Origin of the sequence: Sporomusa sp., assembly GCF_035561155.1 — a bacterium.
Classification (GTDB): Bacteria; Bacillota; Negativicutes; order Sporomusales; family Sporomusaceae; genus Sporomusa.
The window spans coordinates 1-15,941 of sequence record NZ_DATMYD010000152.1 but is presented as its reverse complement, the minus strand read 5'-3'; the positions used below and the strand labels follow the sequence as shown (position 1 = coordinate 15,941).

At 44.1% G+C, this 15,941-nt stretch carries 12 protein-coding genes, 1 tRNA gene, 1 rRNA gene and 2 riboswitches; of the genes, 11 read left to right on the top strand and 3 right to left on the bottom strand.

Going from position 1 to position 15,941, the window contains the following annotated elements; genetic code table 11:
* The 6 genes from VN447_RS20330 to VN447_RS20305 all read left to right on the top strand — a co-directional run.
* Window positions 1-125, top strand: a 16S ribosomal RNA gene (locus tag VN447_RS20330); the annotation flags it as partial.
* Window positions 126-257: 132 nt separating this feature from the next.
* A tRNA-Ala gene (locus VN447_RS20325) sits at window positions 258-333 on the top strand.
* A gap of 319 nt (window positions 334-652) precedes the next feature.
* A riboswitch (M-box (ykoK) riboswitch) is annotated at window positions 653-826 on the top strand.
* A gap of 71 nt (window positions 827-897) precedes the next feature.
* Entirely contained in the window at window positions 898-1,125 is a 228-nt protein-coding gene (locus tag VN447_RS20320; RefSeq protein ID WP_325527736.1) for a cation-transporting P-type ATPase, read from the top strand.
* 6 nt (window positions 1,126-1,131) lie between these two features.
* Window positions 1,132-3,471: a magnesium-translocating P-type ATPase gene (gene mgtA / locus VN447_RS20315; protein WP_325527740.1), complete on the top strand. Its 2,340-nt coding sequence runs from the start codon at window positions 1,132-1,134 to the stop codon at window positions 3,469-3,471.
* A 124-nt stretch (window positions 3,472-3,595) separates the two neighbouring features.
* Window positions 3,596-3,765, top strand: a riboswitch (M-box (ykoK) riboswitch).
* Window positions 3,766-4,115: 350 nt separating this feature from the next.
* Window positions 4,116-5,402 (top strand): magnesium transporter, encoded by a 1,287-nt coding sequence (locus tag VN447_RS20310; protein WP_325527734.1) that lies wholly within the window; start codon window positions 4,116-4,118, stop codon window positions 5,400-5,402.
* Window positions 5,403-5,410: 8 nt separating this feature from the next.
* Window positions 5,411-6,679, top strand: coding sequence for an Nramp family divalent metal transporter (locus tag VN447_RS20305; protein ID WP_325527738.1), 1,269 nt, complete (start codon window positions 5,411-5,413; stop codon window positions 6,677-6,679).
* A 156-nt stretch (window positions 6,680-6,835) separates the two neighbouring features.
* Here the strand turns inward: VN447_RS20305 and VN447_RS20300 are convergent, their stop codons facing one another.
* The 3 genes from VN447_RS20300 to VN447_RS20290 form a co-directional block, all read right to left on the bottom strand.
* The gene (locus VN447_RS20300; protein ID WP_325527732.1) at window positions 6,836-8,251 is read right to left on the bottom strand and encodes a nitrilase-related carbon-nitrogen hydrolase; all 1,416 of its coding nucleotides are present in this window, start codon (window positions 8,249-8,251) and stop codon (window positions 6,836-6,838) included.
* 133 nt (window positions 8,252-8,384) lie between these two features.
* A complete protein-coding gene (locus tag VN447_RS20295; RefSeq protein ID WP_325527730.1) occupies window positions 8,385-9,560 on the bottom strand; it encodes an MFS transporter in 1,176 nt (391 codons plus the stop codon).
* 112 nt (window positions 9,561-9,672) lie between these two features.
* On the bottom strand, window positions 9,673-10,389 hold the full coding sequence (locus VN447_RS20290; protein ID WP_325527728.1) for an AraC family transcriptional regulator: 717 nt from the start codon (window positions 10,387-10,389) through the stop codon (window positions 9,673-9,675).
* Window positions 10,390-10,815: 426 nt separating this feature from the next.
* Between VN447_RS20290 and VN447_RS20285 the strand changes: the two genes are divergently transcribed.
* From VN447_RS20285 to VN447_RS20265, 5 genes are all read left to right on the top strand, one after another.
* Window positions 10,816-11,682 carry a methyltransferase domain-containing protein gene (locus VN447_RS20285; protein WP_325527726.1) on the top strand — a complete coding sequence of 289 codons (867 nt, stop codon included), beginning with the start codon at window positions 10,816-10,818 and terminating at the stop codon, window positions 11,680-11,682.
* Between the two features lie 163 nt (window positions 11,683-11,845).
* A complete protein-coding gene (locus VN447_RS20280) occupies window positions 11,846-12,094 on the top strand; it encodes a (2Fe-2S) ferredoxin domain-containing protein (protein WP_325527724.1) in 249 nt (82 codons plus the stop codon).
* Window positions 12,057-13,814 carry a [Fe-Fe] hydrogenase large subunit C-terminal domain-containing protein gene (locus VN447_RS20275; protein WP_325527722.1) on the top strand — a complete coding sequence of 586 codons (1,758 nt, stop codon included), beginning with the start codon at window positions 12,057-12,059 and terminating at the stop codon, window positions 13,812-13,814. Before VN447_RS20280 ends, VN447_RS20275 begins: the two co-directional genes overlap by 38 nt.
* Window positions 13,814-14,962, top strand: a complete 1,149-nt coding sequence (locus VN447_RS20270; RefSeq protein ID WP_325527720.1) for a SpoIIE family protein phosphatase — start codon at window positions 13,814-13,816, stop codon at window positions 14,960-14,962. The genes VN447_RS20275 and VN447_RS20270 overlap by 1 nt, the downstream gene beginning before the upstream one ends.
* 74 nt (window positions 14,963-15,036) lie before the next feature.
* Window positions 15,037-15,774: a YebC/PmpR family DNA-binding transcriptional regulator gene (locus VN447_RS20265; protein WP_325527718.1), complete on the top strand. Its 738-nt coding sequence runs from the start codon at window positions 15,037-15,039 to the stop codon at window positions 15,772-15,774.
* Window positions 15,775-15,941 lie beyond the last annotated feature (167 nt).

Here is a 15,941-nt window from a genome sequence, read left to right as displayed (position 1 = left end):
TCAGTCACACCCGAAGCCGGTGGGGTAACCAGCAATGGAACTAGCCGTCTAAGGTGGGGCCGATGATTGGGGTGAAGTCGTAACAAGGTAGCCGTATCGGAAGGTGCGGCTGGATCACCTCCTTTCTAGGGAGAACTCGGGTATGAAATAAGACCCGGTATTCCAGGTCGGTACATCTTGGCAGATGCACAAATCTTACATTGTTTGGTTTTGAGGGAATGCTAGTTACCCAAGATCACTTCATGAAACAATGACATGGGGATATAGCTCAGCTGGGAGAGCGCTTGAATGGCATTCAAGAGGTCAGCGGTTCGATCCCGCTTATCTCCACCAGTAAAATCATGGCTTGCGAGGTTTTTACCTTGCAGGCTTTTTTGATTTCTTCACCATGCTTCTACCCAACCTTGCCGAATTTATCTTAAGTTATCTTGTTTTCGCGAGAAAAATACCCTATTGCGAGAACAAGCGTTGGAGTATTTTCATTCTTTTCTGCGGCTAATGTATACGGTAGATATTCATAGCTATAATCAGATATTTAGAGTATTAAGGCCATATATTAAGTTGTTGTAAAAATTATATAAAAATTAAGCACTTTTAGCATTTTAGGGTTGCTAATTCATTTTCATGGTAGTAGAATAACTAAAGAAAACTAAATACTATCCGTTAGGTGAGGTTCCTGCATGAACACAGGCCACTGCCCGGAAACATCGAGAGATGCCAATGGGTAGAACAGGTATTATCGAATTAAGGTATTACTTAAGGTGGCTGAGTTTGAGATTTTGCTCTACGTTGTGCAGTGCTAAAACTTAGACGACTGGAAGGTTAAAGTAGCTCTTTATTTTGTATTGTGTAAGACCTTCCGCAGGGAAGGTCTTTTATTATTGGGAGGTGGTAAGGATGGATTCCAAAACCACCCTTCCCATACAAAGAAGTGTTACCACGAAAGGTGGCTACAGCATGAACATACTAAATAAATCGTTAGATGAAATGTATAGTGAGCTCGCTACTAGTGACCAAGGACTGACCGCAGCGGAAGCTAAAAGGCGCCTGGATCTTTACGGTCACAATGTGTTGGGGCAACAGGATACCGCCAACGCCGCCATCGCTTTTTTACGACTGTTTTAAAATCCTCTGGTAGCCATTCTGTTGGTTTCCGCCATCATGTCCTACTTTCTGGGCGAATTAAATGGGGCGTTGATCATTGCTGTTCTGGTGGTGCTGAGCGTCATTCTACAGTTTTATCATGAACATCGCTCAGGCAAAGCCGCTGTTGCCCTCAGGCAACAAGTGGCGGTGCACGCCACCGCTCTTAGGGATGGCATCAAACAAGATGTTCCACTGGATAAGATTGTGCCGGGGGACATAATCTATCTTACGGCAGGCGACATTGTCCCTGGGGACGCGCGGATTATTACTATCAAAGATCTCTATGTCAACCAAGCCTCGCTCACCGGGGAGTCCTTCCCTGCGAACAAAGAAGCTGATCTGGGCGCAAAACCGGAGACGGGGCTCACCGAAATGACTCATGCTGTGTTTATGGGCTCCAACGTCACCAGTGGTTTTGCGACCGCGGTAATAGTGGCCACTGGCAAGGGAACCGAGATCGGCAAGATCGCAAATACGTTGACCATGACTCCGCCGGAAACCGAATTCCAGCGTGGCATCCGGGAATTCAGCCTGATGTTGATGCGGATCATTATTGTACTGGTATTGATTATCTTCTTTATCAATGCTTTCCAGCAGCACAGTATCTTTGCGTCCTTCCTGTTCGCGCTGGCCATTTCGGTGGGCATTACCCCCGAATTGCTGCCTATGATTATGACCATCAACCTGGCCAACGGCGCAGTGGCTATGTCGCACAAAGGGGTTATCGTCAAATGGTTGGCTGCCATTCAGAACTTCGGTAGTATGGATGTACTCTGTTCCGATAAGACCGGCACACTCACTGAGGGCGAGTTCCAAATGGTTAGTTGTACCGATTATAATGGCAATGAAAGCCAGGCGTTTCTGCACGCCTACCTCAACAGCACACTGCAGGGCGGTATGAAGAACCCGCTGGATCTGGCCATCGCCGCCTTCCGCCAGCCGGAAGAGGCGACAGAATACACCAAGATGGACGAAATTCCCTTCGACTTTGTGCGGCGCATGCTGTCGGTAGTGGTGGATCATGGTGATGAGCGTCTGCTACTAACCAAAGGGGCGCCGGAAAGCCTACTGCTCCATTGTGACCGTTACCTCGATGGGACGGACGTCAAGCCGCTAACAGATGATGTGCTGCAGAACATTCAGTCCCGCTTTGCTGCTGATAGTGAAAAAGGTTACCGGGTTATCGCTATGGCCTATAAACCGGTGGATAAGCAGCAAGCTACGTTTGAGGTCAGTGACGAAGATGGACTGATTTTTAGCGGGTTTTTAGCCTTTTTTGATCCTCCCAGAGCGACGGCCGGTGATACCATCACCGCTCTACATGCTCTTGGCGTGAATGTCAAAATTCTTACTGGTGACAACGAAATCGTCGCCCGGAAGGTCTGCCAGGAAGTTGGCATTCCGGTAGATATTATTCTTACAGGCACTGAGATAGACAAACTTTCTGAGGAGGCGTTGGCGCGGGTTATCGACACCACTGCCGTATTTGCGCGACTCAATCCGGTGCAAAAGAATCGCATTATTCATATCCTCAAGCACAAGGGCCACGTGGTGGGCTATATCGGGGACGGGATCAACGACGCCCCATCGCTTAGGGCTGCCGATGTTGGCATATCAGTCGACAATGCGGTAGATGTCGCCAAGGAAGCGGCAGCCATTATCCTGATGGAAAAGAGCCTGTCGGCACTAAAAGATGGCGTCATCGAAGGCCGACGGACCTTCGCAAACACCATGAAGTATATCATGATGGGCACAAGCTCCAACTTCGGCAATATGTTCAGCATGTCTTTTGCTTCGCTAATGGTGCCTTTTTTGCCAATGTTGCCTGTGCAGATACTGCTCAACAACCTGCTCTACGACTTTTCCCAAGTGAGCATACCCACCGACTCGGTGGATGACGACTACATCAAGCGGCCCCGCCGATGGGACATTAAATTCATCCGACACTTCATGCTTATTTTCGGACCGGTTAGTTCTATCTTTGATCTTCTCACCTTCGGCTTGTTCTTATATGTATTCAAGGCAAACGAGGGTCTATTCCAGACTGGTTGGTTCGTCGAGTCGCTGGCTACTCAGGTGCTGGTGATTCACATTATCCGCTCGCGCTATGGTATATTGAAAAGCCATGCCAGCAAGTGGCTGATCCTGACCACCACCGGTTGCGCGATCGTTGGCCTTATCATTCCGTACACGCCCCTCGGCGAATTTTTCGGCTTCGTGCCGCTGCCACCATTTTATCTTGCGGCTATCGCCGGATTGGTTGTCTTATACCTAGTGATTGTGGAATACGTCAAACGCTGGTTTTTTATCAGATATGGCTGGTAGGCGGCTAATCTATAAAATTGAACTAATAAGGAAAGGCTATGATTACCTGTTAACAATAAATGTTAAAGTTTTTCTTATGGTGTTAACATTTATATCTGTTAAATCATACACTGTACTAAACTAAACAATTCTCTGTTAGGTGAGGCTCCTGCATAAAAAAATGCCACTGCCCGGAAACGTCGAGAGACGCCAATGGGTTAACAGGTACTACCGAATTAAGGTTTTACTTAATGTGGCTGAGCGAGAATTCGCTCTACGTTATGCAGTGCTAAAACTAAACGAGTAGAGAAGGTCGTAAACATCGATACTTATTGATTACTAATAGACCTTCTTCATAAACAGAAGAGGTCTATCTTTTTTTATCCGATGACTAAACCGCTCTAAGCTCCCGCTTCTACAAGCGGGAGTTATACCCAAAGGGCACAGGCGAGCGGCTAAGTCCCTGGATAAGGTCGACTAAACTTCAGGTGGGGTTAAAACCCCACCTGAAGCTAAGTCTATCTTTATGAATACTCCGATGTCTAAGGTGGTGGTGTTGTGGATTCCGGCCCTGAGAGTAGTACCAAACGTAACGAGCAAAAGTTCTGCCTATCGTTAAAAGTAAAGTTGTTAGGCCGGACCTATGCATAATAGGAGGTAACATTATGAATATGGTAGCGATTATCGGTGATTTTTATTTCAGTCAACTCCTGGGAAAACCAATTCTTGACGGTGCTGGGCGGCGCATCGGTAAAGTTAAAGACATGGTAGTAAAATGGGATGGCGCAGCACCGCGAGTAACCGGAATCAAGTACGGGCGAAATACCCAGGGGTTGGTTCCTATACAATTTGTATCAGAAGTGAATGGTAAGCATTTACAACTTGCCCGAGAGTTTGCGCCAGATATATTGCTCCCGCTGCAAGATGATGAAATTTATGTCCGCAGATGGTTGCTTGATAAGCAGATTATTGATTTTAAAGGGTCCAAACTGGTTCGGGTCAACGACATAACCTTAACGTGGGTAGCGCATGAGAATCAACGGGGCTTAGTATTAATGGCCGTAGATATTGGCGTACGAGGATTATTCAGGCGTGTCGGTTTAGAATTTTTGGTTAAAAATATGGAGCACAACTTTATTGGCTGGCAGTTTATTAAGCCATTGGAGAACCGGACATCCAGCCTGCAACTTAGCCGTGATAAAGAACAGTTCAGTCAGCTACATCCCGCCGATATTGCGGACATTGTCGAGCAGTTGGACTATAACAGCCGGGTTAGTTTCATTAAGAATTTAGACTCGAGACAGGCCATTGAAGCGCTGGCGGAAATGGACCTGGATACGCAGATCGAGATTATCAGCCAGATGGATCAGGATCAAGCTTCAGACCTTTTGGAGGATATGCCGCCAGATGAAGCTGCTGACATATTAGGTGAGCTTCCGGACGAAAAATCACAGGAATTGCTGAGATTAATGGACTCTGATGATGCCGAGGAAGTTCAGGAGTTAATGAATTATCCTGATGACACGGCAGGAGCTTTAATGACTACCGAGTATATCGCGTTGTCCGCCAATATTACAGCCGAAGAAGCAATTGAGAAAATACGCGAGCTAGCTCCCACGGCAGAGACGATTTATTATATTTATGTTCTTGATGACAAAGAAACGTTGCTGGGAGCACTTTCTTTACGTGAACTTATTCTGGCATCGCCTCAGGCTAAGTTAGACAATATCATGCATGAAAAAGTGATTTATGTGCGGCATGATGACAATCACCGAAGGGTGGCAGACGTTATCCACAAGTACGGGTTACTGGCAGTTCCCGTGGTTGACGAGCAAAGTACAATGCTAGGAATCATAACAGTTGACGATGTGTTAGAAACATTAATTCCTGAGCGCGGCAGAGGGGATGTAAGTTCTGGGTACATTGTCAATAGACGGCTCTGGAGGTGGTGATAGTGAAAATGGTTAAAGGTATTCGCGGACGTATTGGCATTTTTTTATCTGTTATGGGGCCGGGTATTGTGACTGCTTTTGCCGATAATGACGCAGGCGGAGTTGCTACCTATGCGGCCGCAGGAGCAAAATACGGCTATACGCTTTTGTTTACTATGTTTGTTGCTACTGTTTGTTTGGCTATTGCGCAGGAGATTTCGGCGCGCACTGGAGCTATCACCGGTAAGGGGCTTGCAGACCTAATCCGCGAACAATTTGGTGTAAGATGGACACTGTTTGCAATGGTTGTACTCCTTATTGCTAACATTGGCACAACCGCCTCCGAATTTTCGGGTATTGCCACAAGTTTTGAAATATTTGGTGTGAACAAATATTTTTCAGTACCTTTAATGGCTGGGGTGGTCTGGTGGTTGGTTATAAAGGGAAGTTATGATCGGCTTGAGAAAATTTTTCTTGCTTTGTGTGTAACTTTTTTGAGCTATGTATTATCAGGTGTGATTGTTAACCCGCCTTGGCAGGAAGTAATGGTTGCCTCAGTAACACCATCTTTCTCCCGGAATGCCGAATTTCTTCTCATGGCGGTCGGAGTAATTGGAACAACAATTACGCCATGGGGGCAGTTTTACGTTCAGGCTTCGATCGTAGATAAGGGGATAACGGCAAAAGATTACGTCTACACTCGATGGGATGTCTTTATCGGATCTTTCTTTACCGGATTTATTGCGTTCTTTATCATCGTGGCTACTGCTGCTACTTTGTATGTTAACAATATATCAATCGAAACAGCTAAAGATGCAGCACTTGCCTTGGAGCCACTAGCTGGAAAATACGCTAGCATGCTTTTTGCTTTCGGTTTATTTGGCGCCTCCATGCTTGCGGCGTTTATTCTGCCGCTTAGTACCGCCTACGCTATTTGCGAAGCGTTTGGTTTTGAACATGGTATTAGTAAGTCGTATGAAGAAGCTCCAGTATTTTTTGGACTGTACACAGCACTGATAGCTATAGGTGCCGCCTTAGTGCTGTGGCCTGGATTGTCACTTTATCATGTTATGCTTACCTCGCAGGTGGTAAATGGCGTATTATTGCCTCCTATCTTAATCTTTATGGTTTTAATCGCCAGTGATAAGAATATAATGGGGGATTATTCAAATTCGCGCATGTACAATGTGGTTTCCTGGGTTTTTACAATTGTGTTGATTTTATTAACCGTACTTTTGTTAGCTGCTACGGCTGTGCCGGACTTGCTGGATTCGGTAATGAATTATTTAGGAATGTAATTTTAGGAATTTCTGTCTCCCAAAAGTCTAGATCGGGTGAGAGATTTAAAAGATTCTCTGGAAGACGTTAAATAAGACTGGCGAAACAAAAAATCCTTTGCAGGTTAACTGCAAAGGATTTTTTGTGTAGAGTTAACTCATTTTTCTCTGGCAGATTCAGATAACTGCTGTAATTGTAATCAGCAGGCAGAGCCAGGCGAGCCAATCACCTGTGCGGCTGTAAAATGACCGGCCTTCACCCATGGTCACTTCTTTCAATAGGGAAGCTTCGCCGGTTGTAGTGTCTGCGGCGGTTAAGCCAATGATGCGGCCCCGGCTGTCGCTGATTGTCAAAAGGCCCCACTGTGCAGTGCGGGCAACGGCGTAGTCACCTTCCACACCCCGCATGACGGCAATGCGGGCGTGCAGCCAGCCGTCTTCATGGAAATCCAGCGCTGGTACGAACAGGATGCCTGCTCCCTGGCGGCTGTATTCTCTGGCCGGCTGGCCAAAGTCCATATCCTTGCAGATGGCAAGTCCTCCAGAACTTGCATCGGTGATGTTGAATAGAACTAGACTTGTACCTGGGGTATAGCGACTCTCATAGGCTGGCAGCAGGTGCTGTTTATGATAGGCCGGGAGTAAAGCGCCATCCGGGGAAAATAAAAAAGCAGAGTTGTAAAGATTATCTTCCTGGTTGCTTAACCCGGCAATTAATGTGACGTTGTTCTTACGGGCCGCGGCACTCAAGATATCTAAGCTCGGCGGACGAGTTGCGGGGGTTATGGCGGCCAGCTTCTCCGGCAGGAGTATAAACCGGGCTCCGGAGTCTGCCAATACATTTACGCTGTCACTGTAGTGGCGCAGTGTATCGGTTATGGTTTGGGCGTCCTGGCTTCGCAGGAGTTCCCTTGTTGTGGGAATAGTGGCCAGGCCGATTTTGATGCCGGGGCCGTCTGCCGGTGTATAAAGACGGATAACGCCAAAGAGGAGTACCAAGGCAAATAAGCTGCCGCTGAGCAACGCAGTTAACCGGCAGACACTCCAATTCCGGCGATAGCACCATAGTATAGCGAGACTGGAGGGGAGAAGCATCAGCAGGAAGGTAATGCCCCAGATCCCTGTAACAGAAGCCATCTGAATAATGGGGAGATTCAAAACCTGGGTGTAGGCCAGGCTGTCAAAGGTGCCAAAGGATGACAGTAAAGAACGGATGAACTCATAGGTTGTCCAACTGCCGGCGAATACAAATGGAGCCACAGTCTGGCGGCCTGATTGTGCCATGCAGCGAAAAAGCATAACGCCAGTGGCAAAGGCAGCGGCGCTCATACCGGTTGTTCCGGCAAAGACCGGAATGGGCAGGTAGCCAATTTGGTTCAAGGCGCCGATACAGTGAGCAATGAAAGCGGCCAAAGCCGCATTTTTTGCGGGTGCTTGCAATGCGTACAGACAGACCGGCAGCGGGGCCAGCCAGGTGAGCAGCCAGTAATCATAAAACCCTGTGGAATAAAAGAAGAGAGTTGAACTTATTCCGGCGGCAGTCAGCAGAGGATGTGCGGACAATAACCTTTTTACATGCTTCAAAACGGGCATGGAGAATGGGCCCCTTTTTTGTTTATTATCTACTGGGTATTTTCTCCATGCGATACAGAAATCCTTTAGGCCTGTAGCAACATCGGCTTCCGCTTTCGCCAGAGGCTCGGCGCAAGCCGTGTTTTCTTTATGCTTATCGCATATCATTCATTGTTTGAGTCTGATAAGGTTTGGCAAGGGATAGTAAAACAACTTGTGCCATTAATATCACTGAAAACATCTGAAAGCCAGCTTGATAGCTGTTAGCTTGTATGTAACCAGTTAAAATCAAAGGCCCCCAAAACATGCCTATTCCCCAGAAAATATAATAGATTCCCGAAATAGCTCCTTTAAAGTTTGCAGGTACTTTTTCATTTAAAAAAGCCATAGAAGCAAGGTAATAAGCTCCTAAACCGAAACTGGAGAAGCATAAAATAACGGTGAGTGCAAGATGGTCAAAGTAGATGGATATAGCAGTTCCTGTTGCTGCGATTAACATACCAAGCACCATAAACAATAGACGCCCTAATCTGTCAGACAGCCAGCCAATTGTTATTTGAGCAAGGCTAATTGCAACATAAAATAGTGAAAAAAATATATTAATATTGGATTGATTATAGCCTTTTAGAGTAAGCAAAAAGGCAGGAATAATAGTCATAAATATACCAAATCCTGCTCCGTATAACGTAATACCCCAAAGCACAGCCAAAGTCTGTGGATTTTTCATTAGAGTTAAGCAGCTGTTGATATTCATAGCCTCTTTTACAGTACTTTGTCTTTCCAATTGGTTTCTCATGCTACAACAAATGATGATAGCTCCAATGAGGCACAATACGGCATACAGTAAAAATATTTGATGATCAGACCACCCTTGGAGTAGCACTACTCTGAGGAATGGTCCTGCTGTAAGCCCGAGGTAAATAGAAGCATTATATATGCCAATCGCCTTCCCCTTATCTGCAGAATAGCGGACTGATAATAAAGCTGGTGCTAAGCTTAGTAATGGTGCCTCGGCAATTCCCTGCAACACTCTTCCCCAAAATATCAAGTTCACGTCATTTGTGAAGTAGAATAATAATCCTGCGATGAAGCTTAGAACATACCCAAGCAGTACAAAAAAATTGGGACCCCACCGGTCGGAAAGCATCCCTATAGGAAGTTGTGACATAACCTGAGCCAACGCATAGGTGGACGCCAAATATCCAACATATAAGTTTGAGTTGGTCAAAGAGATAACTGTTTTTGGCAATAAAGCCAATACCATTCCGTCCCCTAACATAAGCAAAAAAACAGAGATGCTCAATACTAGTAACTGACTATGCTTAAACACTCCAGATTCTCCTTTCTAATCAAAATTGTGAAATAAAAAAAAGTAAGGCATCAGCCTCACTTCATTATAGCCACGATAAAGAGGGTACTTTTGACCGTATTCAAGATTATTTTTACTTATTTATGGAACTATTGCGATAAACACTGGGAGCCATACCTTCAGACTGCTTAAAGATTCTGGTTAATGATGCCTGATGCTCATACCCAACTTGTTGGGCAATGGCTAAAATACTATAGTTCGTTTCCCGGAGTAATCGTTTGGCTTCCTGCAGCCTTAGCTTTTGCAGGTATACCTGCACACTAACCCCCATTTTTTTCTGAAACCACTGGCTATAATAGCTAATGTTATAATGTTCCAAGATAGCTAATGTTTTGAGCGGAATACTGGTATGATAGTTCTCCTGAAGATAACGAATTGATGGATACTCCTGGTTTTGCTGGATCAATTGAAAAGAATAATAGAGTAGTTGATTCATTGCTGTCGTATTCGTTTTTTTGTTTTGGCATTCGCTCAGCATCAGAAAACGTAATGCACGCCAACGGGCATCTAACTCTAAATACTTCACTTCGTCAGCACAGTTATGTGAAAGCATAGTATACGGAATATAAAATACTAAAAATTCATTTCGTTCTTTGGAATAATAGCTATGCTCACATTCCGGAGGCAAGAAAAGAATATGCTGATAGTCAACAATTAACGACCGCTGCCTCGTTTTTAGGTTTAGAGTACCTTGTAATGGCAGGACTAAATGCCCGAAAGAATGGACATGAGTATGCTCAATATCAATAAAATGCATTTTTTCTGCAAATGTAGAGTAAACCTGCCGCATTAGTTTTCACCCCGTTATTTTAACTAACCTCGCTTTGAACGAGCCTAAAAACTTACTATTACTAAAATTAGTATATAGCGGTTGGCCATTTCGTGACAACCGTTCCTTTTAATAATTTTGATGCATGTTTAGAAGTGTAGATCTGACAGATTAAGATAATGATTAGCTAGAATGGTTAAAGTCTAGTTTTCTGATGATGAAATAGGGTATGATAATAAATTATAAATACTGAGCGATTAGCGGGGCGATAAATTACGAGCTTTTTGGGTTGCCGCCCTCAACAGGTGAGGGCGGCATTGCGTTGAGGTGGAAAGATGACGGCATCAGGATCCTTCTGATGCCGCGTATGTAATTCCGGAAACCAAAGTCAATGTTAATGTGACCGTGACAAATGGTCAATACCATTTGGATTGGGAGGTTATTGGAATGGCAAAAATAGAGAAACATTTTCAAACATTATTTGAATGTATGGCTGATTCGGTTAAAAGACCGAACTTGTTTGAAAAAGATGAAAATTTATTTTGGGATGATCCTTATATTTCTAAGAGTTTGCTTGATGCGCATTTGAATCCTGAATTTGACGGTGCCAGCCGAAAACTAGCAACTATCGAAAAAACAGTTAATTATCTTACAAAAAATTCTTTTTTAAAACAAGGTGACACAGTATTAGACCTGGGGTGTGGTCCAGGGTTATATAGTAGCAGGTTCTGTCAATTTGGGATAAATATGATCGGTATTGATCTATCAAAAAGGTCAATAGAATATGCGCAGAGAAAAGCCGAAGAGCAAGGCCTGAAGATTGAATATATTCAGGGAAGCTTTTTTGATATTAACTATGATGGAATGTTTAATAGAGTTTTGCAAGTATATGGAGAAATCTGTACCTTTCCTAATGAAGATCGAGATCGATTACTAAGAATTATTCATAAAGCATTGAAAAAAGACGGTTTATTCATTTTTGACGTTTCTACCCGTGAATTAAGAAAGCGTGAAGGATTAAAGAATAGATGGCGTTTTTTTGATGGAGGTTTTTGGCATTCGGGAAAACATATTGTATTAGAACAAGGATTTGATTATCCAGAATATGATACATGGGTAGATCAATATACGATTATTCGTGAAAATGGGGAATGGAAAAGATACCATATGTGGTTTCATGATTATTCATTACAAACGATATCAGAAGTATTAACCAATAATGGTTTTAAGATTGCACATATATGGAATAGTCTAACTGGGGAAGAATATAAGGTTGGTGGAGATTGGATTGCCGTAATAGCACAAAAAGTATAGACGGATAAAGCTATCAGGATAAGGAGCGTAATTGTTTTTCCAATGTAATATTTTGTGGAAGCAAGTCCCATGTTGCGGACTAAGTGTTTTTAGGGTAAAATAAATCAAATTGATATAATATAAATTTGAAAGTGAAATATTTCACACTAGATATTGAGGTGTAATGATGGTAAAATTGTCCATCTGCTTTGGGAGTGCTTGTCATTTGCGCGGGTCATACAGTGTACTGAATGCCTTCAAAGCGTTAATTGATAAATACCAGGTTCAGAGCGAGATAGATATTGAGGGAAACTTTTGTCAGGGCCGGTGTACAGAAGGCGTGGTTATTAAAATAAATGACGAGATTATAACTAATGTAGCTAAAGAAAAAGTATATGACATATTTGTGGAAAGAGTGTTGGGGGGGGAATAACATTAATACCATCATAACCCACAAAGTAAATTGCCGGGATTGCTTCCGCTGTGTGCGGTCTTGTCCTATTAAAGCAATTGGTATCAATAAAGGCCATGCCCGTGTTATTGAAGAAAGGTGTATTCTTTGCGGACGTTGTGTTCGCGAATGTCCGCAGCAAGCTAAACAAGTTGATAACCAGCTGAAAAAAATGTCGTTAGCTATCGAGAGTGGAAAACGAGTTATATTGAGTCTTGCACCCTCTTATATAGCCGCTTTTCCGGAATATACTTTAGCAGACTTGGCTGAACGTGTAGCGCGTGCCGGAGTTAGTGCTGTGGCAGAAACTGCTCAAGCAGCTGAAAAAATTTCAGAGGTATATAGAACATATCTGCAAAACGGTAATACCTCAACGCACACCATGATTTCCTCTTGCTGCCCGGTTGTTGTGAATATTGTAGAACGATATTATCCTCAATTAGTAAATAACCTTGCTACGGTTATATCTCCTATGCTGGCCCATGCGAAAATGATTAAAAATCAGTATGGACACGATAGTTTTGTCGTATTTGCCGGGCCGTGTATCGCCAAAATTGCGGAAGGCAGTGCTTTAGACTCTCAGGTTGATGCCGTCATTACCTTTGAACAGCTAAAAGACTGGTTACAGCAAGCGCCGGATATTGTTGATAAACCCGTTACAGCAGGAAGTACCCTGTTATTGCCCGGAACATCGGGTTCTGGGCGGTATTTTCCGATAACTGGAGGTATCCTACTGCCTTTTCTTACTCAAGCTGCCTGTGAAGATGTTATTACAGTCGATGGAATTGAAAATTGTCTTGAAGTATTTGAAGGTTTGAGCAGTCAAGAGTTTACCCCGAAGTTTGTCGAAGCGATGGCCTGCTCTGGCGGGTGTGTCGGCGGTCCGGCAATGGGGACATGCCAATTAATGCAGACTAAGCGGAATAAAGTAATAGCTTATGCTAAGAATGCTCTAGGCGATAAGTATCAATACCCAGCCGCTGCTAGTAAGATAGAGCTATCACGTTGTTTCGAAGCTAAACCGATTAATGCCATTCTGCCTTCAGAAGATGAGGTAAAGGACATTCTCAAACAAACGGGCAAATTTACTGTCAAAGATGAAAAAAATTGTGGCGCTTGTGGTTATGATAGCTGCCGCGCTAAGGCTGTTGCCATATTTCAAGGTCTTGCCGAATTTGATATGTGTGTGCCCTATATGCGTTCAAAGGCGGAATCATTTGCTAACATCATTGTGGAACACTCATTAAATGCCATCATAGCCGTTAATGAAAAAATGGTAATTAAAGAATTTAATCCGGCCGTTAAGCGAATGTTTGGTGCAGCTAAAGAAATTTACAAAGGCATGAGTCTAACAGAGCTGTTTGAATGCTCGGATTTTATTGTAGCTGCAAAATTTGGTCATAAGATTGTGGGTAAAAGAGTGGAATATGCCTTATATGGCATCATTACCGAACAAATGATTATTCCCGTGCCTGAACACGGTCTGGTTATTGCCATTATTACTGACGTGACTGCTCATGAACAAAGAAGCCGGGAACTGCAGCAAATGAAACTTGAAACTGTGGAAAAAGCAACTGAGATTATAAACAAGCAGATGCATGTTGCGCAAGAGATTGCTGGTTTGCTGGGCGAAACAACAGCTGAAACCAAGTCAGCGCTTCTAGAACTGATCATGCTGATCAAAGGCAAGGGTGAAGTCTAATGCAAAGGCTTCACGCTGAAGTCGGTTTAGCCCAATTGTCCAAAGTCGGTGAAGAATTGTGCGGTGACAATGTTGATATTGTCAGAACCCCGGAAGCAACAATCATCGTAATGTCTGACGGTCTTGGCAGTGGTGTTAAAGCCAACATATTAGCTACTCTGACTACAAAAATAGCCTCGGTTATGCTCAAACGCGGCATACCGCTGGAAGATGTCGTAAACACCATCGCGGAAACACTGCCGGTATGCCGGCAGCGTAAAATTGCCTATTCGACTTTGCATATTATCAAAATTGCTCCTGATGGGCAAACAACCGTAGTTGAGTTTGACTGCCCGGCCACTTTTCTGGTGCGTTGCGGCAAAGTACTCCAGTTTCCTACCCATGAGAAGGTAGTGAGCGGCAAAACCATCCGGGAAGGAGAGCTTTGGCTTCAGGAAGATGATATATTAGTAGCTGTCACTGATGGCGTTCTCCACGCCGGTATTGGCGGCCTGCTCAAACTGGGGTGGGGCTGGAAAGGCGTGGCGGGCCAGATCGAATCTGAATGTAATGAAACAAGTGATGCTGAGACAATAGGCCAACACCTGATAAATTGTTGTGAAGGCTACTATGTCGGGCGGCCTGGCGATGATTCAACAGCATTAGTCGTAAAGATGCGCTATCCCCAGCAATTAACTTTATTTACTGGACCTCCCGCCGATTCAGCCCGTGATGGAGAGTATGTCCAGCGACTGCTCTCGGAGAGCGGGAAAAAAGTAGTTTCCGGGGGGACCACTGCCCAAATCGTCAGTAAAGTTACCAATTGCCCGCTCAAGGTCGATTTGACGTGCCATGACCCACATATACCGCCAATTGGTTATATTGATGGCATAGATTTAGTTACCGAGGGAGTACTGACTTTGAATGCTGCTGTTGACCGGTTGACAGCTACAAACTTACGCAATTCCAACAAACAAGATGGCGCCACTTTATTAGCTAAACTCTTGCTTGCTGCTGATAAGATAAAGGTTTTAGCCGGTTTGGCTGTTAATCCAGCCCACCAGAATCCAAGCTTTCCGATGCAGATGAATATTAAGGCACAGGTATTAAATAAATTAAAAACCGTATTAGAGGACAAAGGCAAGCAAGTAATCATTGAATGGATTTGAAAATTGAGCTTTGCCAATCCTTTACTATTATGTTACAATATTGGCGATTCACATAGTCTGAGAGGAGTATTACAATGTCGGGACATTCAAAATGGGCCAATATAAAACACAAAAAAGGCAAAATGGATGCCGTACGCGGCAAGGTTACTACTAAGATTGGTCGTGAAATTACCATTGCTGTAAGAATGGGCGGCTCTGATCCAACAGGTAACATGCGCCTAAAATTGGCGCTGCAAAAGGCGAGAGAAAACAACATACCTAAAGAAAATATCCAACGGGCTATTCAAAAAGGCGCGGGAGCCCTAGAGGGCAGTAATTATGAAGAAATAAACTACGAAGGTTATGGTCCCGGCGGTGTTGCTATTATGGTTGAAGCAATGACTGATAATCGCAACCGGACGGCTGCCGATGTAAGACATTTGTTTTCAAAATACGGCGGTAATCTCGGCGAATCTGGCTGTGTTTCCTGGATGTTTAAACAAAAAGGATTATTTATTGTTGAACAGGATGGGATTGACGAAGAAGAATTAATGCTCATGGTGCTGGATGCCGGTGCAGAGGATTTTGAGGCAGCTGACGACCAGTTTGAAATAACTACTGCTCCGGATGATTTTGAAAAGGTGCAGGAAACTTTAGAAAAAAATAATGTAAAAACAGTGGTTGCCCGGATTACTATGGTACCGGAAACTACAGCGAGCCTCTTAGGCGACGAGGGCGTAAAAATGATGAAGCTTATGGATGCACTTGAAGATCATGATGATATTCAAGAAGTATATACTAACTTTGACATTCCTGAAGATATGGAAGATTAATAAGCAGGCTTCGGCCTGCTTTATTATTTATCCGATGACTAACCCGCTCTAAGACTCCCATCTTCTACAAGTGGGAGTTATACCCAAAGGGCACAGGCGAGCGGCTAAGTCCCTGGATAAGGGCGACTAACCTTCAGATGGGGTTAAAACCCCACCTGAAGCTAAGT

Bases quoted from the DNA above. Each gene is read 5' to 3' on its own strand.
- VN447_RS20270 (WP_325527720.1), top strand. From the start codon at position 13,814: ATGCAAAGGCTTCACGCTGAAGTCGGTTTAGCCCAATTGTCCAAAGTC.
- VN447_RS20310 (WP_325527734.1), top strand. From the start codon at position 4,116: ATGAATATGGTAGCGATTATCGGTGATTTTTATTTCAGTCAACTCCTG.
- VN447_RS20305 (WP_325527738.1), top strand. From the start codon at position 5,411: ATGGTTAAAGGTATTCGCGGACGTATTGGCATTTTTTTATCTGTTATG.
- VN447_RS20280 (WP_325527724.1), top strand. From the start codon at position 11,846: ATGATGGTAAAATTGTCCATCTGCTTTGGGAGTGCTTGTCATTTGCGC.
- VN447_RS20275 (WP_325527722.1), top strand. From the start codon at position 12,057: ATGACATATTTGTGGAAAGAGTGTTGGGGGGGGAATAACATTAATACC.
- VN447_RS20320 (WP_325527736.1), top strand. From the start codon at position 898: ATGGATTCCAAAACCACCCTTCCCATACAAAGAAGTGTTACCACGAAA.
- VN447_RS20300 (WP_325527732.1), bottom strand. From the start codon at position 8,251: ATGCCCGTTTTGAAGCATGTAAAAAGGTTATTGTCCGCACATCCTCTG.
- VN447_RS20290 (WP_325527728.1), bottom strand. From the start codon at position 10,389: ATGCGGCAGGTTTACTCTACATTTGCAGAAAAAATGCATTTTATTGAT.
- VN447_RS20265 (WP_325527718.1), top strand. From the start codon at position 15,037: ATGTCGGGACATTCAAAATGGGCCAATATAAAACACAAAAAAGGCAAA.
- VN447_RS20285 (WP_325527726.1), top strand. From the start codon at position 10,816: ATGGCAAAAATAGAGAAACATTTTCAAACATTATTTGAATGTATGGCT.